The sequence below is a fragment of the Vibrio sp. R-1 genome, from assembly GCF_035615595.1.
GTDB lineage: Bacteria > Pseudomonadota > Gammaproteobacteria > Enterobacterales > Vibrionaceae > Vibrio > Vibrio cholerae.
This window is the reverse complement of record NZ_WPDC01000009.1, coordinates 42,333-63,187: the sequence shown is the minus strand read 5'-3', so window position 1 is coordinate 63,187 and position 20,855 is coordinate 42,333. Positions and strand designations below refer to the sequence as shown.

The 20,855-nt window shown below is 47.8% G+C and carries 18 protein-coding genes; 2 read left to right on the top strand and 16 right to left on the bottom strand.

Features of this window, described 5'->3' with window-relative positions; all coding sequences use genetic code 11:
• Window positions 1-21: 21 nt before the first annotated feature.
• The 15 genes from ccmB to sixA all read right to left on the bottom strand — a co-directional run bounded on the left by ccmB (window position 22) and on the right by sixA (window position 15,267).
• Window positions 22-690, bottom strand: coding sequence for a heme exporter protein CcmB (ccmB, locus tag GOU96_RS03540; RefSeq protein ID WP_134987252.1), 669 nt, complete (start codon window positions 688-690; stop codon window positions 22-24).
• Window positions 687-1,310: a cytochrome c biogenesis heme-transporting ATPase CcmA gene (ccmA, locus tag GOU96_RS03535; protein ID WP_057551449.1), complete on the bottom strand. Its 624-nt coding sequence runs from the start codon at window positions 1,308-1,310 to the stop codon at window positions 687-689. The genes ccmB and ccmA overlap by 4 nt, the downstream gene beginning before the upstream one ends.
• A gap of 373 nt (window positions 1,311-1,683) precedes the next feature.
• Window positions 1,684-2,187, bottom strand: coding sequence for a flagellar transcriptional regulator FlrD (flrD, locus tag GOU96_RS03530; protein ID WP_001881776.1), 504 nt, complete (start codon window positions 2,185-2,187; stop codon window positions 1,684-1,686).
• Window positions 2,163-2,657, bottom strand: a complete 495-nt coding sequence (locus tag GOU96_RS03525) for a chemotaxis protein CheW (RefSeq protein WP_000075896.1) — start codon at window positions 2,655-2,657, stop codon at window positions 2,163-2,165. Before GOU96_RS03525 ends, flrD begins: the two co-directional genes overlap by 25 nt.
• 38 nt (window positions 2,658-2,695) lie before the next feature.
• Entirely contained in the window at window positions 2,696-3,712 is a 1,017-nt protein-coding gene (locus tag GOU96_RS03520) for a chemotaxis protein CheW (RefSeq protein WP_000092963.1), read from the bottom strand.
• Window positions 3,705-4,481: a ParA family protein gene (locus tag GOU96_RS03515; protein ID WP_000637668.1), complete on the bottom strand. Its 777-nt coding sequence runs from the start codon at window positions 4,479-4,481 to the stop codon at window positions 3,705-3,707. The genes GOU96_RS03520 and GOU96_RS03515 overlap by 8 nt, the downstream gene beginning before the upstream one ends.
• A 9-nt stretch (window positions 4,482-4,490) precedes the next feature.
• Window positions 4,491-5,624, bottom strand: a complete 1,134-nt coding sequence (locus GOU96_RS03510) for a protein-glutamate methylesterase/protein-glutamine glutaminase (protein WP_000985865.1) — start codon at window positions 5,622-5,624, stop codon at window positions 4,491-4,493.
• Window positions 5,625-5,650: 26 nt separating this feature from the next.
• A complete protein-coding gene (locus GOU96_RS03505; protein ID WP_258502187.1) occupies window positions 5,651-8,026 on the bottom strand; it encodes a chemotaxis protein CheA in 2,376 nt (791 codons plus the stop codon).
• 9 nt (window positions 8,027-8,035) lie between these two features.
• Window positions 8,036-8,755 carry a protein phosphatase CheZ gene (locus GOU96_RS03500; protein WP_000624257.1) on the bottom strand — a complete coding sequence of 240 codons (720 nt, stop codon included), beginning with the start codon at window positions 8,753-8,755 and terminating at the stop codon, window positions 8,036-8,038.
• A gap of 55 nt (window positions 8,756-8,810) precedes the next feature.
• The gene (gene cheY, locus GOU96_RS03495; protein ID WP_000697869.1) at window positions 8,811-9,179 is read right to left on the bottom strand and encodes a chemotaxis response regulator CheY; all 369 of its coding nucleotides are present in this window, start codon (window positions 9,177-9,179) and stop codon (window positions 8,811-8,813) included.
• Between the two features lie 45 nt (window positions 9,180-9,224).
• Entirely contained in the window at window positions 9,225-9,959 is a 735-nt protein-coding gene (locus tag GOU96_RS03490; RefSeq protein ID WP_001030417.1) for an RNA polymerase sigma factor FliA, read from the bottom strand.
• The gene (locus tag GOU96_RS03485; RefSeq protein WP_000182546.1) at window positions 9,952-10,839 is read right to left on the bottom strand and encodes a MinD/ParA family protein; all 888 of its coding nucleotides are present in this window, start codon (window positions 10,837-10,839) and stop codon (window positions 9,952-9,954) included. Before GOU96_RS03485 ends, GOU96_RS03490 begins: the two co-directional genes overlap by 8 nt.
• A 13-nt stretch (window positions 10,840-10,852) precedes the next feature.
• On the bottom strand, window positions 10,853-12,340 hold the full coding sequence (flhF, locus tag GOU96_RS03480) for a flagellar biosynthesis protein FlhF (protein WP_267781112.1): 1,488 nt from the start codon (window positions 12,338-12,340) through the stop codon (window positions 10,853-10,855).
• Window positions 12,341-12,374: 34 nt separating this feature from the next.
• Window positions 12,375-14,468: a flagellar biosynthesis protein FlhA gene (gene flhA / locus GOU96_RS03475; RefSeq protein WP_000673273.1), complete on the bottom strand. Its 2,094-nt coding sequence runs from the start codon at window positions 14,466-14,468 to the stop codon at window positions 12,375-12,377.
• Window positions 14,469-14,799: 331 nt separating this feature from the next.
• On the bottom strand, window positions 14,800-15,267 hold the full coding sequence (gene sixA, locus GOU96_RS03470) for a phosphohistidine phosphatase SixA (protein ID WP_000708357.1): 468 nt from the start codon (window positions 15,265-15,267) through the stop codon (window positions 14,800-14,802).
• A 197-nt stretch (window positions 15,268-15,464) separates the two neighbouring features.
• On the opposite strand from sixA, the gene GOU96_RS03465 reads away from it, so the two are divergent.
• A complete protein-coding gene (locus tag GOU96_RS03465) occupies window positions 15,465-18,236 on the top strand; it encodes an insulinase family protein (RefSeq protein WP_267781110.1) in 2,772 nt (923 codons plus the stop codon).
• Here the strand turns inward: GOU96_RS03465 and GOU96_RS03460 are convergent.
• A complete protein-coding gene (locus GOU96_RS03460) occupies window positions 18,233-18,829 on the bottom strand; it encodes a VOC family protein (protein ID WP_001187324.1) in 597 nt (198 codons plus the stop codon). The genes GOU96_RS03465 and GOU96_RS03460 overlap by 4 nt on opposite strands.
• A gap of 199 nt (window positions 18,830-19,028) precedes the next feature.
• Between GOU96_RS03460 and argS the strand changes: the two genes are divergently transcribed.
• Window positions 19,029-20,762, top strand: a complete 1,734-nt coding sequence (gene argS, locus GOU96_RS03455; RefSeq protein ID WP_146779491.1) for an arginine--tRNA ligase — start codon at window positions 19,029-19,031, stop codon at window positions 20,760-20,762.
• Window positions 20,763-20,855: the final 93 nt, after the last annotated feature.

The window sequence follows — 20,855 nt, the reverse complement described above, 5'->3', positions numbered from 1 at the left end:
TTCGTGCTTGATCGAAAACAATCAATGCACACTTACTCGTAACGCCGCGCTGATCGCAAATGGCGTTAGAGTCATCGAACCCATGAGCATAGCCGCTAAAATCGCAAGCTGGCCGTTATACGGCATTCCCAATGCCGCCACATCAATCGCCGAGGTCGCAAATATCAAAACTGGGATGAAGAGCGGCAAAACCAATAAGCTCAATAGCACCCCACCCTTTTGCAAACCCACGGTGAGTGCCACCCCAATTGCCCCAATAAAACTCAGTGTTGGAGTCCCCAGCAACAGAGTCAGCACTACCGCAAGCCAGGTTGAGCTATCAAATGAAAGCAAGATCGCCAGTAGTGGGCTAATTAAAATCAGCGGTAAGCCTGTCAGTAGCCAATGAGCCGTCACCTTAGCCAGTACCACCACTGAGAGCGGTAATGGTGTCAGCATCGCTTGCTCTAATGCACCATCTTGAAAATCATCACGAAATAAACGCTCCAATGAGAGCAATGCCGCTAATAAAGCGGCCACCCAAACAATCCCCGGCGCAATTCGTGCCAACAAGGCAGGTTCTGGTCCCACACTGAGCGGAAACAGGGTAATCACGATGATAAAAAACCACAGAGGGTTAAACACATCCGCCTGACGGCGAAAAGCAATTAAAAGTTCACGATGAATAAACTGAATAAAAGCAGACATCATTTCGGATCACCTAAGCGAATTTTGCGCAGTTTAGGGTTATCGGCAAACATGTCTTGGTGAGTCGTCAGTATCACTATCCCCCCTTGCTGCGCATGGCTTAAAAAGAGCGCCTCAAGCACACTCACTCCTTGCTTATCGATGGCGGTGAGCGGTTCATCCAAAATCCACAGTGGCTTTTTACTTAACCATAATCTTGCCAAGGCAACTCGACGCTGTTGCCCTGCCGACAACTGTGCAACCGGCACATCTTCACGCCCAGCTAATCCAACTTTGGCTAGCGCTTGAAAAATCGCGTGTTCATCCACCGTTTGTTGATGAACCGCCAGATAAAAACGTAAATTTTCCAGTGCGGTGAGTTCTCGCTTGATGCCGGTTTGATGACCTAAAAACAGCAAGTCTTGATGATAACTTTCGCGGTCACTTTGAATTTTGCTCCGTTGCCAGAGGATTTCCCCACACTCACACTCTCCAAGACCCGCAATAATACGTAACAAGGTCGTTTTGCCTGTGCCATTACGACCTTCGATTTGAACGAGTTCGCCAGCATGGATCTCAAAAGAGAGTGATTCGAATAAAATCCGTTCATCACGTATGGCGGTGAGATTTTTAACTTCTAACATGCTTATCTACTAAGAGCGTTGGGACGGCTATATTAACACAGCGAGGGGGAGACTAAAGACGCGAACTCTATTACTAATCACGAAACTAAGTAAGAATCTATTAAAAATTCACGCGTTTTGTTCGCATCTAACCCTTTGTAGTTACAACTATAATCCATCCATAACGAGAAACATGCGTGATATCACAATATCAAACGCGCTAAACCCTCATCTCAACGATTCATCCGTTCCTGTCGATGAAGAATAAAAAAAGGAAGCCTACGCTTCCTTCAAAAACTCATTCAGTCATGAGCCATATCCAAATGACTATCTTTTTCTTAATTGAAGCCTTAGTCGTGTTGGCTACCAGTAGGCTTCAAGGAAATAAGCCATACTATGATTTGGCTTTGTTGGCTCGAACTTCGGGATGACTTTCCAGCGGAGGAATCGATTCCTTACCCGCCAGTTTATTTTGCAAAGACATCATCAATTCTGCTTCGGCCTTGGGCAGCTCGCACTCTTGGATCAGTTCATTGAGATCGGCACCGAGTTGCACCATCTTACTGGCACGAGTGTACAAACGCGCATCCGCGTCAGTATTTTCCAGCTCAAGTAAACGCTCATTGAGATGGCGAATGATATCTTGTTGCTCACTGACTTTTTGTCCGAGCCCGACCATCACCGAACGCACTTCAAGCAGTTGTTTGTTGGATTTCTGCAGCTCACGATCCAGATTGCGAATTTGTTGGCGCAAGGTTTCACTTTGACGATGCTGACCACGTTTAAGACGCCACAATGCCAGCATGATGCACAAAACAACAAAAACCGACCCTCCTGCGATCACAGGAGGGGTTAACCAAATCAAATCAACCATTACATATGAGCCATTTCGTCCCATTCTTCATCGGTCAGGAACTTGTTCAGATCCACCAGAATCAGTAGTTTGCCATCACGATTGCTCACACCTTGAATAAATTTCGAGCTTTCATCGGTGCCCACACTTGGGGTTGAGTCAATTTCTGATGAACGTAGGTAAACCACTTCGGCCACGCTATCTACCAGAATACCGATGACTTGGCGTTCTGACTCAATCACAATGATGCGGGTATTGTCAGTAATTTCGCCTTGCATCAAACCAAAACGTGAACGAGTGTCGATAACCGTCACGACGTTACCACGCAGGTTGATAATACCTAATACATAGTCAGGCGCTCCCGGTACAGGAGCAATTTCGGTGTAGCGCAGTACTTCACGTACCTGCATTACATTAATGCCGTACGTTTCTTCTTCCAATTGGAACGTCACCCATTGAAGTACTTCATCGTTCGACTTTTCTTTTCTGACTTTCACTTCATTCGCCTGAGACATACCTTTCCCTCTCTGAGTCGTTTCCGACACCCAATGTTTTAATTTTCCAGTGCTTTTACATCAAGCCCTGCATTAAGCATAGCTATCAATGCTTGAACATGGATCAAAGCGCACATTTTTTCTTTCACCATGCCCGCGAGCCATGGCCGTTTACCGACTTGTTCACGCCATCGCACTTTTTCTGTACTGAGTAACTCTGTGCCCATGAGCTGAGTGCTGGCAAGTCCCCACGCACTTTCTCCCAACATCACAATATACTGATAAGCTTGCTTATAACTCTCATCATGCAGCTTCTCAGCCATTACCCATTTTGCTGTATCAACCACATCAAGTTGTGAATCTCGATTGGTTTGTAAGCCTAAATACCAAGCCGGACGACCAATTAAATGGTTAAGTGTGGTCATACGATGAATCCCACCTAACTCATCGAGTGGCACTGCGAAAGTGACACCATTGACATCAAAATAGAGGACTTGGAAATCTTTTTCACGGATCGTGTTGGTCCAAGTGCCCAGTTTATTGCGCCCAGCTTGTGTTTCTGGAACAGCTTGCGCCTCAACAACCGGTACCTCAGCGACAGGTTCCTCGATGCTGGTTTCTATCGCAATTTCACGCTCTGCCTCAGTATCCACAGACTCTGGTTCGAGATCGTCTTCAATAACACTCTCTGGCGTCTCGATGTCCGGCTCAACATAGCTGGTTTCGATTTCCCACTCTTGGATCTCTTCAACAACGCTGCAGGGCTGAACAACGGGGTCGATTTTAGCGATTTTAGCCGTGTTTTCTTCGAGAATCTGTTCCAGATCCAGATCGGCTACTGGATTACTCGATTCCAACTGACTGAGCAAACGCTGCACATCTTCAAGATTAGGCAGCTCAAGCTCTTCAATTTCTGCATCAAAATAACTTTTATTTGGCACAGACTGGATGGCAGGAGCCATCTCCCACACTGGTTCAGGCTTGAGAGTGGACTCAAATTCGGCCGTTTCTTCATCCAATAACGCCGTAAAATAATCGTTCAGCGCTTGTTCGCTGGATATCAATGCACTACTCATCGATAGCGAGCCTCTCTAAGAAAAGCAGAAGCTGCTTATAAGCGAACACGCCACGGCTCCCCTCTGCAAAATGCGAAGCGGGGAGTCGCTGTAAACTGGCATCACGAAATTTGGTATCAATCGGTACTGCAGACGTCCAAACTTTGTCTGGATAGTCCTTTTTCAGTTGATTCAATGTCTGCAACGAAGCACGCGTTCTCTTATCGTACATGGTTGGCACGATAGTCACTTTAAACTCACGGCTGCGCGATTTCTGCATAATTGCCAAAGTGCGAACCATACGCTCCAAACCTTTCATCGCCAGAAATTCGGTTTGCACAGGTATAAGAATACGATCGCTGGCCGCCAACGCATTAACCATCATTACCCCCAAAATAGGTGGGCAATCAATCAGTACATAGTCATAAACATGACGCAGCGCGAGCAGTGCACGCTTTAAAATCAGGCCCATCCCACTGCGATTTCCCATGACGCGATCCAAGGTCGCAAGAGACATATGGGCAGGGATCAGATCAATACCTTGAATATCAGTATTTAAAATCAGAGGTTTAACAGAAGCTTCGTTATATTCACGCAACTGGAACAAGTCGAATAAACTGGCTGGTACACCATCAGAATCGTACCCCAAATAAGTAGTCAGTGAGGCATGTGGATCGGTATCAACCAGCAGGACACGCTTACCCTGCTGGCTTAATAAGCCTGCCAATGTAATCGTTGTGGTGGTTTTTCCTACCCCACCTTTTTGGTTTGCTACACTCCAAACGATCATTGAGATTCCTTAGGCGAGCCCGACTTCTACCAACATACGCTCTGCGATTCTCTCCAGCGGTAGATCTTCCGTTGAAATTCCTGCTTTAGCGACAGCTTGTGGCATGCCATACACGACACAACTTTCTTCATCTTGTGCCCAAATGGTGGCTCCTGCTTGTTTCAGCATCCGCGCACCTTCACGTCCATCCGCACCCATTCCGGTCAAAATCATGGACAGCACTTTGTCACCAAAGATTTTTGCCGCGGAGCCAAAAGTAACATCCACACACGGTTTATAGTTCATGCGCTCGCCACCGTCGATAATGCGTAGGCGAGCTGAACCGGGTCGACCATCCAGCATCATCTGCTTACCGCCAGGGGCTAAATAAGCGACACCCGGACGCAGCATATCTCCATCTTCCGCTTCTTTAACTTCAATTTTACATAGAGAATTGAGACGGCTAGCAAAAGCAGCCGTAAACGTCGCTGGCATATGTTGAATCAACACTATGGGATGCGGGTAGTTAGCAGGCAGCTTAGTTAATATTTTCTGCAAGGCTACAGGTCCACCGGTTGAGGTTCCTATTGCGGTCAACTGGTATTTTTTACCCGAAGCTTTAAAACGAGTCGCAGCCGAAATCGGCATTGTTGGGCGATTTCCTACCGAAGTGGTGGAGGTAGCTCGTTCTTGATTGAGTGATGGAGTGCTAGCAGGGGAAGACACAGGTGCTGGACGTGGAGATACGGGGCGACGTAAAAACATCTTTTTCGACGCAATAGAAAGCACACGCTGCTGTAACAGTGTGACGGCTTCATCCCGGTTGCGCGCGATATCTTCAAACTTCTTAGGTAAAAAGTCTAACGCGCCAGCATCCAGTGCATCCAATGTGGCTTTTGCGCCATCATGGGTCAATGAAGAGAACATCAAAATGGGCACGGGATTGTTTGCCATGATCTCTCGGACAGCAGAAATGCCGTCCATGACGGGCATTTCAATATCCATCGTAATCACATCAGGCTTAAGTCGAGCGGCCTTTTCTACTGCCTCTTTCCCATTTACAGCAACATCAATGACTTCTAAGCGCGATTCGGAGTTGATGATTTCACTCACGCGACGACGGAAAAAACTCGAATCATCAACAACTAATACTTTAATCGCCATGTTTATCCTTATCGTTGTGCAGCTAATCAGACGCGAGAAGCAGCTGCATACTGCTTGAGCAGATCCGGCACATCCAAAATCAGAGCAATATGACCATCGCTAGTGATAGTCGCACCAGACATGCCTGGAGTGCCCTGTAGCAATTTATCCAGTGGTTTAATTACGACTTCTTCTTGGCCAATTAAGGTATCCACAACCAGACCTACGCGCTGACTGCCGATTTGTACAATCACCACATGGCCATGACCTTGGCGAAGTTGTACTTTGCCTTTCTTCGGTGCTAACCAGTTTTGTAAGTAGAACAAGGGGATCGATTTTTCGCGTACTATGATAGTCAACTGACCATCAACCACGTTGGTACGACGTAAATCCAGATGGAAAATCTCATTGACACTGGCTAGAGGCAGTGCAAATGGGTGACCCGCAACCCCAACCATCAAGGTAGGAAGAATAGCCAAAGTCAAAGGCACTTTGATGGTGATCTTTGTCCCTTTACCCATGGTAGAGTCAATATCGATCGAGCCGTTCAGTGTATTGATAGCGGTTTTTACTACGTCCATCCCCACACCACGCCCTGAAATATCGGTGATCTTCTCTTTACTAGAAAAACCAGGCATAAAAATGAGGTTAAAGCATTCTTTATTGGTAAGTCGGTTCGCGGCATCTTCATCCATTATTCCCCGTTTAACGGCGATACCACGCAGCTTGTCGGGATCCATACCTGCACCGTCATCTACGATAGCTAACTGTATGTGATCCCCTTCCTGCGAAGCAGAAAGAATGACTTTACCTGTACGAGACTTGCCATTTTTAGCACGCTCGTCCGGCATTTCGATACCATGGTCAACCGAGTTTCGCACCAAGTGGATCAAAGGATCGGCTAGTGCTTCAACAAGGTTTTTATCGAGATCGGTTTCTTCACCACGTAATTCGAGGTCAATTTCTTTATTTAAGCTACGCGCCAAGTCACGAACCACGCGAGGAAAACGCCCGAACACTTTTTTGATCGGTTGCATACGCGTTTTCATCACCGCGCCTTGCAAGTCGGCAGTAACCACATCTAGGTTAGCCACCGCTTTAGACATCTCTTCGTCGTTACTATTCAGGCCAAGGCTCAAGAGTCGGTTACGTACCAGAACCAACTCCCCCACCATGTTCATGATGGTATCAAGTGTTGAGGTATCGACACGAACGGTTGATTCTGCCTGTGCTTTCTTAGCGCCACCACCAGCGGCTACTTCGCGAGATTCATCAGAGTCTTTTACCGCAGCAGGAGCCGGAGCTTTTGCTGGTGCCTCTTTAGCCACAGCAGGTTTTGCCGCTGCAGGCTTCGCAACAGGTTTAGCCGGAGCAGCAGGTTTCGCTGCTGGCTTAGTTGCAGGCGCGCTCGCCTCGGCGGAAGCTTTCGCATCACTAGAAACAGGGCTAGACGCCACTGGACGAGTCGCCATTTCAAGCTCTTCTACCGATGGGCCTTTGCCTGAACCATGTAGCTCATCCAGCAGTTTTTCAAACTCTGCATCCGTCATTAAGTCATCACCACCGGGCGCTGATTTTGCAGCTGCAGGCTTCGGTGTCTCAGTCGCTTTGGTTGTCGATGGTGCTACAGGTGCAGCAGGCGCTGCAGCCTCAATCGATGGGCCCTTGCCTTTACCATGCAGTTGATCAAGTAGCTTTTCAAACTCATCGTCCGTGATATCGCCGTTCAGATCAGAATTGGTTACCGATGCGGCTTTCGCTGGCGTAGAAGCGGAGGCTTGCGGAGGCTGAGCTCCCGGAGCCTTGCCTTTACCATGCAGTTCATCAAGCAGCTTTTCGAACTCATCTTCGTTGATATCGTCGATAGAACCTTTATCGATCACGCCACTGGATGCGCTTGCTATAGCCTCCGTCTCAACGTCGGGCACAACCTCTTCAACAACGTCTTCAACGACTTCTTCGATGATCTCTTCAACCAGTTCTTCTTCTGGCTCATCGAAGTGCGCTTCTGCAGACTCATCCTCATCTTCAGAGGCAGGTCTGCTTAGACGATGCAACTCATCGAGCAATTCAGGGTCGGCAGGTTGCAGTGGTTCACGCTCTTGTACAGCACGAAATTGTTCGTTAACAGTATCCAACGCTTTAAGCATGGTATCCATCAAGCTAGGAGAAACGTGTCGCTGACCATTTCGTAAAATGTCGAACACGTTTTCCGCACCATGACAGGTCTCCACTAGCTCGGAGAGCGCCAAGAAACCAGCACCACCTTTTACGGTATGAAAACCACGGAATATGGCGTTCAACAGATCTCGGTCTTCTGGATTGTTTTCCAGTTCAACGAGCTGCTCGGAAAGCAACTCCAATATTTCGCCGGCTTCTACCAGAAAGTCCTGCAGGATGTCTTCGTCTAATTCGTAGCTCATACGTTACCCCTAAAATCCAAGACTCGATAACAGGTCGTCAACTTCGTCTTGAGATGAGACAGCATCAATTCGTTCATGAGGATTGAGAATCGGTCCCTCTGGTTCTATTGATGAAACTGTCGCCTTGTCTGCTTTTTGTTCTTTTTGCGCTGCGCCAAAAACCGTCAGTATTTCGACTAAACGTTTTTCAACCTCATTGACCAGATTAATCACACGTTTAATGATTTGTCCTGTCAGATCCTGAAAGTCTTGAGCCATCAGGATCTCAGTCAATTCACCACGCAATTCACTGCTGTCGCCTTCTACTTGCGAGAGCAAGTCATCAATCCGGTGGCAAAGTGACTTGAAATGCATCAGTTCAATCCGGCCATTCATCAAGCCATTCCATTCAGGGCGAATCAACAGCAAGCTTTCATGTAGTTTGTCGGCTATCGGCATACAGCGATCCACTGCATCCATGGTTTTGTTCGCCGCGACTTCCGTTTTCTGTATAACGTATTGCAGTCTTTCTCGTGCGTCTGGAATTTCATCCGTCGCGATCTCACTGAAACGATCATCAATATGAAAATTTTTCAGCGATTCATGCAAATCCCTCGTTAACATCCCTATCTCTTTGAGCATAGGGTTGTTGGAGGACTCATAGACATCAGTCAGCAGCCTATTAGCTTCGCTTTGCTGTCCCTGTTCCAAAAGTTGCACGAGTTCTTTAGCCTGTTCTAATGAAATCATCCTGAATCAGCCTTTTGCGCGTGTGAATAGAGCACCTTTTGCCGCAGCAAAAGCCTTATAAACGCTCAAAAATTTTGTCTAATTTTTCTTTAAGCGTAGCAGCGGTAAATGGTTTTACGATGTAACCATTCACGCCTGCTTGAGCGGCTTCGATGATTTGCTCACGTTTGGCTTCTGCTGTGATCATTAGTACAGGAAGGTGCTTCAGTTCTTCGTCGGCACGGATATTTTTAAGCAAGTCAATACCTTGCATACCGGGCATATTCCAGTCTGTGACTACAAAGTCAAAATCACCTTTCTTGAGCATAGGCAATGCCGTTAGGCCATCGTCCGCTTCCTGCGTGTTATTGAACCCCAGATCTCGAAGTAGGTTTTTAACGATTCGGCGCATTGTTGAAAAGTCATCAACAATAAGGATCTTCATGTTTTTATTCAAAATTGCCTCCACTGAGTTTGAGATCAGTGATATTTAGTCATTCCGAGTCCAAGAACTTAACTTTGTTCTTAGCCGCTGCATAGATTGGCTGAGTATCTGGCTGACGCGAGATTCACTAACTCCAAGTACCTCACCAATTTCTTTTAAGTTTAGCTCTTCATCATAATAGAGCGAAAGTACCAAAGCTTCACGCTCCGGGAGCGATTTTATTGATTCAACGAGTGCTTTACGGAAAGATTCTTCAGCGACACCGTGAAAAGGCGAGTTATCTTCCCCCTCTTCAAACGGTGAAATCGCGTCGTCAGAAACACCGAGATCCTCTATCCCAACAATACGTGAACAGTTAATGTCCATCAGCACGCTGTGATACTGCTCTAGTGACATGTTTAAAAACTTCGCCACTTCAGCATCCGTTGGATCGCGATTGAGTTCTCCCTCGAGCACTGCAATCGCTTGACTGATTTCCCGATTATGCTTGTGCACAGATCGCGGAACCCAGTCACCACGTCGGATATCGTCGAGCATAGCCCCACGAATCCGAATTCCGGCATAGGTTTCAAAGCTCGCGCCTTTACTTCCATCATAATTTTTTTGTGCCTCAAGCAAACCAACCATGCCAGCTTGAATGAGGTCTTCGATCAGAACACTGGGCGGAAGACGACCAATCAAATGATGAGCGATACGCTTAACCAATACAGAGTACTTCTCAAGAAATAGCTGCTGGCTATTAAGATTTCCGTATTGATCGTATGTAAGCGCTTTATTCACCGAAAGGTTCCCCTACTGTTTCTGACCGATTAAGTAAGCGTTCAACGAAAAACTCCAAATGTCCACTTGGTGTTCTCGGTATCGGCCAAGTCAACGCTTTGTTTGCCAATGAGCTTATCGCCAGTGCGGCTGGTGAGCGTGGATACGCATCCACCACGATTTTTTGTCGCTTCACCGCTTGGCGTACATTGTCGTCGAGTGGGATGCAGGCGACAAGTTCTAAGCTCACATTTAAAAACCGTTCTGTCACTAATGTTAATTTAGCAAATAATTCACGGCCTTCACGATAACTTCTCACCATATTAGCAACAATTTTAAATCGTTGAACTTGATGTTCTTTGCTCAGTAGCTTGATCAGGGCATACGCATCCGTGATTGAGGTCGGTTCATCACACACCACAACCACTACATCTTGCGCTGCGCGTGAGAAGCTCACCACCATATCTGAGATACCTGCCGCGGTGTCGATGAGCAAAATATCCATCTCATCTTCTAACGTGCCAAATGCACGAATCAGTCCCACGTGCTGAGCATGAGAGAGCTCGGTCATGGATTGCGTTCCGGACGTAGCGGGAATGATGCGAATACCATGTGGGCCTTCCACAATAGCATCTTTTAGCTCGCACTCTCCGGCTAAAACATGGCCTAGGTTACGTTTAGGGCGAATGCCGAGCATTACGTCAACATTAGCGAGGCCCAAGTCGGCGTCAAGTACCATGACTTTTTTGCCCTGTTTTGCCATACAGATAGCCATGCCTAAGGTGACATTCGATTTCCCTACACCACCTTTACCCCCAGTGACCGAAATTACTTTGGTCACTGACGGTTGCGTTAAGCGACGTAGGCCGCTTGCTTGGTCATATATCATTTTGTTTGTCATACCTGTCCGCCGCCTAGAATCTCTCTGAATCACTGGTCCAGTAATGAGGTTCATCTTCAGTCGACTTCTCTAGCAATTCGTTTGCCTTTGCGACCATGTATTTGGGTTGCGCGATTACGATATCTTCGGGCACTCGTTGTCCATTCGCGATGTAAGCGACGGGCAACGCATTTTGTACAACCACACTGACGAATTCGCCTAGGCTCAAACATTCGTCGAGTTTGGTCATAATGCATCCAGAAAGCGGTATCCTTCTGAAATGCTCAATGGTTTCTTGTAATACTTTGCGCTGCGCGGTCGCAGGCAAAACAAGGTAACTATGGATAGTCTCTCCGCTCTCTTGCATCAAGGTATCCAGCTGTTCTGACAACCGAACATCGCGTTGTCCCATCCCTGCGGTATCGACTAAAATCAGGCGACGATTACGCAGCTGATAGATTACATCGGCTAACTCGTTGGAATCTTTAGCAACTCTTACAGGACATCCCATAATTCTGCCATAAATCGACAATTGCTCATGGGCGCCAATACGGTAAGTGTCTGTGGTCACCAATGCGACGTTGTCAGAGCCGTATTCCATCGCTGCACGAGCCGCCAATTTAGCCACGGTTGTGGTTTTCCCTACCCCCGTTGGCCCAAGTAAGGCAACCACGCCACCACGCTTTAGGATGTCGTGTTTGACGACTGGAATTTGGTCGGAGACTAAACCTAACAATGCTTTCCATGCTTTGGGAGGAGGCGTTTCCTCTGGAATATAGCAAGCCAATTGGTCCGCCATTTCCAAAGAGACACCCATGCGCTCTAAGCGTTTGATCAACATGGCACGCAGTGGCTCACGACGCTCGACTTCTTGCCACATTAATCCGGAAACTTGATGCTCAAGCAAACGGCGAATCGAGGTCATCTCTTCACGCATCGATTCTAATTCACTGACGGCGACCATCGGCTCTTCAGGCACTTTTCGATCATAACGAGTCGGATCGAGTCTAGGCTTACGGCGTGCATCGGCATCTTCTTGCAGCAACTTACCGAGCGGAGAGTCAGGACGTTGACGCTCTGAACTACTCTGACTACGTTGTGTCTGATTACGTTGTGGCGCACGATTTTCTGACTGGCGCTTTAGCAGCGCAGAGAGCGAATCTTCGTTTTCCGCACGATGCTCTTGCTCATCTGCCGAGCTGTATTGCTTGAGCATATTAGCAAAGCGTTGAGTCATAGAACGGCCAGAGTCGGCGCTAGATTGCAAACTGACACGGTCATCCGCCAGCTCTCTGCTCTTGGTCGGAGCGACCGAGGGTGAGACTTGGTTATAACCATGTCTAGGCTGCGAGTTGTAACGCTTGGCTGGTGCGGGCGCAGTCTCGCCATCAACCGCTGCCACAATTTCGACCCCACCCGCGACTTTTTTATTCGACATGATCACAGCATCCACGCCCAGCTCTTCTTTGACCTGGAGCAGCGCAGTTTTCATATCCTTGGCAAAAAATCGTTTTATTTTCAAAGCAGATTTCCGTCTTTAAAAAACGTGCGGACGATTAATTACCCACGGCCTGCACAATTCGAATTTGTTTCTCATCGGGGATCTCCTGATAGGAGAGCACGCGAAGGTTGGGAATGGTGTTTTTCACAAACTTCGCTAGCGTTGAACGCAATACGCCAGATGTCAGCAATACTGCGGGTTCCCCTTTCAACTCCTGCTCTTGAGTGGCGTGGCTTAGCGCCATTTGCAGTCTTTCCGCCAGTCCCGGCTCAATACCTGCTGATTCACCACCCGAAGCTTGCATAGTTTGATGCAAAATTTGTTCCAGCTCAGGAATTAAGGTAATTACAGGCAATTCAGGCTCTACCCCATTGATTTCTTGGACAATAAGTCGTTTGAGTGAGATGCGCACCGCTGCAGTTAAAATGTCGGGTTCTTGACTCTTACTCGCGTATTCCGAAAGGGTTTGCACTATGGTGCGAATATCGCGGATCGGGATGGCTTCATGCAGCAAGTTCTGTAGAACTTTGACCACGACCCCCAGCGAAAGCTGATCTGGTACAAAGTTTTCCACCAGTTTGGGCGCGGAGCGCGAGAGCATTTCCAGCAGATTCTGAACTTCTTCATGGCCAATCAGCTGTGCCGCATTGTTGGTGAGCAGTTGACTAAGATGAGTGGCGAGCACAGTGGAAGAATCGACCACGGTATAGCCCAAAGCCTGCGCATGCTCACGCTGATCTTCCCGTATCCACACTGCATCCAGACCAAAAGCCGGGTCGCGAGTGCGCTCACCATCAATCATGCCGTACACTTGTCCCGGGTTAATCGCCAACTCTTGATCTGGCCGAATTTCTGCTTCACCCACGGCTACGCCCATCAAGGTGATGCGGTAACTATTGGGCGTTAATTCTAGGTTGTCACGAATATGTACCGGCGGAATAAGGAAGCCAAAGTCCTGCGACAGCTTTTTACGCACCCCTTTAACGCGTTCAAGCAGCTCGCCACCTTGATCTTTATCCACCAAGGGGATCAAGCGATAACCCACTTCCAAACCAATCACGTCAACGGGTTGAACATCATCCCATGACAGTTCACGTTGGGTCGGGGTTTCCACATCGCTCTTGGCGGGCAGATTTTTATTCTCGGCCTTGGTTTTCTGTTTACGGTGCAGCCAATACGCCGCACCACTAGCCAGTAGCGCTAAAAACAGGAAGGCAAAATGTGGCATCCCGGGGACAATCCCCATAACGAACAGGATACCTGCGGTAATGGTAAGAGCTTTCGGGTTATCAAACAGTTGGAAGATAACCTGCTGTCCCATGTCTTCATCGGTATTTTGACGCGTAACCATAATCGCAGCGCCAATCGATAAGAGCAGTGATGGAATTTGGGCGACTAAGCCATCACCGATGGTCAACAGGGTGTAGATTTCGATCGCTTCTTTGAAACCCAAATCATACTGGATCATCCCGATACTCAGGCCACCGATGATGTTGATAAAAAGAATCAAAATACCGGCGATCGCATCACCCTTTACAAATTTTGACGCACCATCCATCGAACCGTAGAAGTCCGCTTCTTTGGTGACTTCAAAACGGCGCACACGCGCTTGTTCTTGGTCAATCAAGCCCGCGTTTAAGTCAGCATCAATCGCCATCTGCTTACCGGGCAAGGCATCCAAAGTAAAGCGGGCACTTACTTCGGAAATTCGTCCCGCACCTTTGGTCACCACCATAAAGTTGATGATCATCAGGATAAGGAACACCACCAAACCGACCGCGTAGTTCCCACCAATCACCACGTTACCAAACGCTTCGATAACGTTACCCGCCGCACCTGGACCTTCATGACCGTACAGCAAAACGACTCGCGTTGACGCAACGTTCAGTGCCAAACGCAGCAAGGTCGCGATCAGCAGTACCGTTGGAAACGCCGCAAAATCTAATGGCCTACGGGTATAGACGGTGACCAGAAGCACCACTAACGACAGAGCGATGTTGAAAGTGAAGAACAAGTCGAGCAGAAAGGCTGGCATTGGGAGGACAACCATCGCCAATGCAGCCAATACCATGACCGGAGCACCGATCGCAGGCATGCTACGCTGTGGAATTGAAGGCAATTTGTCCGCAAATGGCAGTGTAAATTTCATAAATTTCTGGCTGTCACTGAAGAGTTAATCGGAACATCAAGGCTGCGCCGTAGCGATGCCATAACCAAACGACTTGGAGTTGCAGTTCGGCCGCCGTAGGAAAAACCCCATGAGTATAGACTCACTCTATGCTTGGGTGAACGAGCGTAACCAGCGCAGTTGCAGCTTCAAGTAGAAAACGTATATCGCGTTGATGCAATTTTCAGTCCATTCCCTACGTCAATTTTATGGCAATCTCAGTTAAGGCATCTCGCCTGAAAAAACAAAGCCTTAAAAACAACGAGAGCCGCAGGAGGCTCTCGATATGCACGATAAATGATGGGAAATAGGGTTACGGATGCACATTCCATAAAGGCTGTCCATTCTGCGCTATGGGGTCGTAATCGATACAAATCATCCCTGAAGTCGGGAACATGGGTGGAATCATATCGGCCACAAATTCAGATACCAGATACCCCACTAGCGGTAAATGTGAAACCAGCAACAAGGATTCGAGCTGTTCAACCTCAATCAAGGCCGATAGGTAATCAAATACTCGATCCGACTGGCCGTAGGGCGTGATGCCATCGCAAGTTTCCACTCTTTTGGCGGAAAAATGATCCGTGAGCAGTTCCCACGTCTGTTGAGCCCGTAAGTAAGGACTAACCAACACAAGATCGAAACCCTTCACGCCCCGTTGATTGACGCATGCGCGCGCGACAGCTTCGGATTCATGACGGCCTCGGTCGGTTAATGCTCTTTGTGCATCACTAGGGGCAAACTGCTGCGCTTCACCGTGACGCATAATATAAATCTTCATGTACACTACCTACGCTATGCAGTCTCTGGCTGCTTGGTTTTTTGATTATAACAGCAGTCTGAGCAAAGACTTCGACTTCGTTAACAGTCTATTAAAAAGCCAAGCGACAGACTAAACTGACAGGAATAATAATAGTACGATGTGTCAGTTTGGTGTTCTGTGACTCGTCTTTGACCCTACCAATCCGGAGAAATGCTGTGCATATCAGCCCCAATGATACTCATCAGTACCGATATATTACGCTGAGCAATGGCTTACGGACGTTACTCATCCAAAGCCCTGATGTTCAAAAATGCGCCGCGGCGTTAGCGGTCAACGTCGGGCACTTTGACGATCCTATCGAACGCCAAGGTTTGGCTCACTATCTCGAACACATGCTGTTTTTGGGCACAGAAAAATACCCGAAAGTTGGCGATTTTCAAACTTTTATCAGTCAGCATGGCGGTTCGAATAATGCATGGACTGGCACAGAACATACCTGTTTCTTCTTTGATGTTTTGCCGAACGCTTTTGCTAAAGCGCTTGACCGTTTCAGTCAGTTTTTTATCGCACCGCTGTTTAATGCCGAGGCTTTGGATAAAGAGCGTCAAGCCGTCGACTCAGAATACAAACTGAAAATTAAAGATGAGTCACGCCGTCTCTACCAAGTACAAAAAGAGACCATTAATCCGCAGCATCCTTTTAGTAAGTTTTCGGTAGGTAATCAGCACACCTTAGGCGATCGTGAGCACAGCTCAATTCGAGATGAAATTATTGAGTTTTATCAGTCCCATTATTCCGCCAAGTTGATGACGTTGTCCCTGATTGGTTCGCAAAGTTTTGACGAACTCGAAGCATGGGCTGAGCGTTATTTTGCCGTGATCCCAAACCCGCAACGCGATATCAAACCCCTACCTCCTTTTGTTGATCGTGAACATACGGGAATTTTGATTCAGATTGAGCCTCTCAAAGAGATTCGTAAGCTGATCCTCGCTTTTCCGATGCCCAGCACTGAAAGCTACTATCAGAAAAAACCGCTCTCTTATTTTGCTCATTTAATTGGCTATGAGGGTGAAGGCAGCTTGCTGGAAGCGTTGAAAGAGAAAGGTTGGATCACTACTCTTTCTGCTGGCGGAGGGGTAAGTGGCAGTAACTACCGCGAGTTTGTCGTCAGTTGTGTGCTGACTCAGGAAGGATTGGATCATGTTGATGAGATTATTCAAAGTCTATTCCAAACGCTGAATTTGATTGCGACTCAAGGCTTACAAGCGTGGCGTTATCAAGAAAAACGTGCTGTGCTTGAGTCGGCTTTCCGCTTTCAAGAAACCCAGCGCCCACTGGATATGGTCAGCCATTTGGTGGTCAACATGCAGCATTATGCCCCCGAAGATACGGCTTACGGGGACTATATGATGTCAGGCTACGATGAAGCCTTGTTGCTGCATATTTTAAGTTATCTCACCCCAGAGAACCTGCGTGCCACCTTGATTGCAAAAGGGGGCAAGTACGATAAAAAAGCGCAATGGTACTTTACCCCTTATTCAGTTCGCCCTTTCACCAAAGAACAACTGCACAGATTCCGCCAGCCGTTGGATTTACCCATCTCCCTGCCTGAACCCAACCCATTTATCTGTTATGACCTCGACCCGTCAGAGGTCAAGGAGAGCCACACTCTGCCGCAAGTGTTGCAGGACTTACCCGGATTCAAACTTTGGCATCAGCAAGACACCGAATTCAGAGTACCTAAAGGCGTGATTTATATTGCGATCGACAGCCCGCATGCCGTGGCTAACTGTCGTAATATCGTGATGACCCGTTTGTGTGTGGAGATGTTTTTGGATGCGTTAGCCAAAGAAACATACCAAGCCGAAATAGCGGGGATGGGCTACAACCTCTATGCCCACCAAGGAGGCGTGACGCTCACGTTGTCAGGTTTTAGCCAAAAATTACCGCAATTGATGGAAGTGATTTTACGTAAATTTGCGCAGCGCGATTTCCAGCCTAAGCGCTTTGCCACCATCAAGCAGCAAATGACTCGTAATTGGCGCAATGCCGCCCACGATAAACCCATCTCTCAACTGTTTAATGCGATGACTGGGTTATTGCAACCCAATAACCCACCTTATGCCGAGTTACTAGCCGCGATTGATGATGTACAAGTGGAAGAGTTAGCCCATTTTGTCGACACAATTCTGTCGCAGTTGCACGTCGAAATGTTTGTCTATGGTGACTGGCCTGCCGCCGAAGCCCACAAGATGGCGGAAGTGCTCAAAGACGCGCTACGCGTTCAAGGGCAAACTTATGAAGAGTCGCTTCGCCCATTGGTTATGCTCGGAAAGAGCGGAACGTTTCAACGTGAAGTACAGTGCCAACAAGATGATTCCGCGATTGTGGTGTATTACCAATCTCATGAAGTCAGCCCACGCAGTATTGCGCTTTACTCGCTGGCCAATCATCTGATGTCGGCCACCTTCTTCCACGAAATTCGCACCAAACAGCAACTCGGTTATATGGTTGGTACGGGCAATATGCCATTAAACCGCCATCCGGGTTTAATCTTATACGTTCAATCACCATCGGCTCCGCCAAGTGAATTGATCCGCTCTATTGATGAGTTTTTGAATGCCTTGTACATGGTGCTGCTTGAACTCAATGAATATCAATGGCATAGCAGTAAACGGGGATTGTGGAACCAAATCTCCGCGCCCGACCCGACACTCCGGATTCGAGCCCAGCGTTTATGGGTTGCGATTGGCAATAAAGATCTCAGTTTCGATCTGCGAGAAAAAGTGCTGGAAGAGCTTAAAAATCTCAGCCGTGCTGACATGATACGCTTCGTGGTCAATGAACTGAAACCACGTACGGCACATCGCTTAATTATGCATACTCAAGGCCGAGCCCATCACGATGCCCCTGCCTTACAACTCGGCCAAGAAATTGGCTCAGTGGAAGAGTTTCAACTGCGCCCTAAAGCTTATGATGTGGGTTAGGCCCTTTCGGATTCCACAATGGTTTGCAACGGGTGTGGATGCAGCTTGATACACACCCCTTGCCACTGGAACGCAACGGTTGGGTTCGCCAAACGCTCCCCTTCACCTTGTGGGCTCGACAGTTTCACTTTGATGCCGAGTTCGTTAAGCTGATGCCATTTTTCCGCCAGTGAGGGGTAACCGCCTTTCAACTCCTCACAAAAAGCCTCCGCACTCAGAGCTTGTGAAGGGATCACAAATTCTACATGCTCCCAACTCTGCTCAGGATAGGTTTTCCCTTGCGCAGGATACGGCAGTTCAAGACACTCAATTTGCCAATGGCTCACTTGCAGTGGCTGGTTAAAACGAATCACGATGATCGGGCGGCCATTAATCTGCGCACAAGAGATCTCTTCACCATAAGCGAGCCAAGCTTGATGAGCGACTTGCGCCAATTGCGGATCGTTGATTCGCAACGCAATATGGTCTAGCTGATTGGCTCGCAGATCTAAGCCTAAAAGATCAAGCAACTGCTCAATTTTGGCAATGAATACGTCGAGTTTTTCGAGCAGTTGTTGTGGAGCAAGCCCTGTCGCATAAAGTTGTTGTTGCATCTGTTCGCCTCAAAATGCCAGTTTGGACGCGATACTACCAAGATTGACGGAAAAAGGTGAAAATTTCCTGTGTTTCACCCTAGGTGGTTAGGCTGAATATTGTTATCATGACCGCCAATTAAACCATATTATTGTGATATGCCTCACTTCAAAAATGATGGCATTCCTCCCCTATTTCCTTGAATTGAAGGGTAAACGTGTGAATATCCAAGCACTGATCAATGATCGAGTTTCTCAGGCTATTGAAGCCGCAGGCGCACCAGCAGGCACTCCGGCACTGGTTCGCCAATCAGCAAAAGCACAATTTGGTGACTACCAAGCCAACGGCATTATGGGCGCTGCCAAGCAGTTAGGTACCAATCCTCGAGAATTTGCACAAAAAGTCTTGGATGTTCTCAATCTTGACGGTATCGCGAGCAAAACCGAAATCGCAGGTCCGGGTTTTATCAATATTTTCTTAAGCGAAGAGTTTTTGGCTGCGCAAGCCGAAGCGGCTCTGGCGGATGCACGCCTTGGCGTGGCACAAGAAGCCCCAAAAACCATCGTGGCTGACTACTCAGCGCCTAACGTTGCCAAAGAGATGCACGTAGGCCATCTGCGTTCAACCATCATCGGTGATGCAGTCGTACGCACTCTGGAATTCTTAGGCCATAAAGTGATCCGAGCTAACCACATCGGTGACTGGGGCACTCAGTTCGGTATGTTGATCGCCAATCTCGAGCGCGTGCAAAAGGCATCAGGTGAGGTTTCGATGGAGCTTTCGGATCTTGAAGCTTTCTATCGTGAATCGAAAAAACTGTATGACGAAGATGAGCAGTTTGCAGAAACAGCACGTAACTACGTAGTGAAACTGCAAGGTGGCGACCCATTCTGTCTAGAGATGTGGAAGAAGTTGGTTGACGTGACCATGATTCAAAACCAACGTAACTACGACCGCCTAAATGTCTCCCTCACTCGCGACAACGTCATGGGCGAAAGCATGTATAACGACATGCTGCCACAAATTGTCAGCGACCTGAAAGCCAAAGGCTTGGCAGTGGAAGATGATGGCGCGCAAGTGGTGTTTTTGGAGGAATTCAAGAATAAAGACGGCGAGCCTATGGGTGTTATCATTCAAAAGCGTGATGGCGGCTTCCTGTACACAACAACGGATATCGCCTGTGCTAAATACCGCTATGAAACACTGGGCGCAGATCGTGTGTTGTACTTCATCGACTCACGTCAACATCAACACTTGATGCAAGCGTGGACTATCGTACGCAAAGCGGGTTATATCCCAGAAAACGTCAGCTTAGAGCACCACGCATTCGGCATGATGCTGGGTAAAGATGGTCGTCCATTCAAGACTCGTGCAGGCGGCACTGTACGTTTGGCGGATTTGCTGGATGAAGCTGAAGAGCGTGCCAAGGCTCTGATCGAATCGAAAAATCCAGAGTTATCCGCAGAAGAAAAAACCAACATCGCCAATACGGTTGCAATGGCAGCCGTGAAGTACGCGGATCTTTCTAAACACCGCACTACAGATTATGTGTTCGATTGGGACAACATGCTGGCATTTGAAGGCAATACCGCGCCTTACATGCAGTATGCTTATACTCGTGTTGCTTCTGTTTTTGCGAAAGCGGGCGTGGATATGAATGAGCTAACAGGTCATATCCAAATTACTGAAGAGAAAGAGAAAGCCTTGATCGCCAAACTGCTGCAGTTTGAAGAGGCGGTACAATCGGTCGCGCGTGAAGGTCAACCGCACATCATGTGTAGCTACCTGTTTGAACTGGCAGGCATTTTCTCTAGCTTCTACGAAGCTTGTCCAATTTTGGTCGCAGAGCAAGAAAGCATTAAGCAGAGTCGTTTGAAACTCGCGGCACTGACAGCGAAAACCATCAAGCAAGGTCTTGCTCTACTGGGCATTGACACTCTAGAGAGAATGTAATTGAAGTAGAGAAAAGGTTGGCCAATCGCCAACCTTTTCTTTATCACTTATCTGTCTTTATCACTTATCTGGCTTCAACCAGTCTTCAACCAA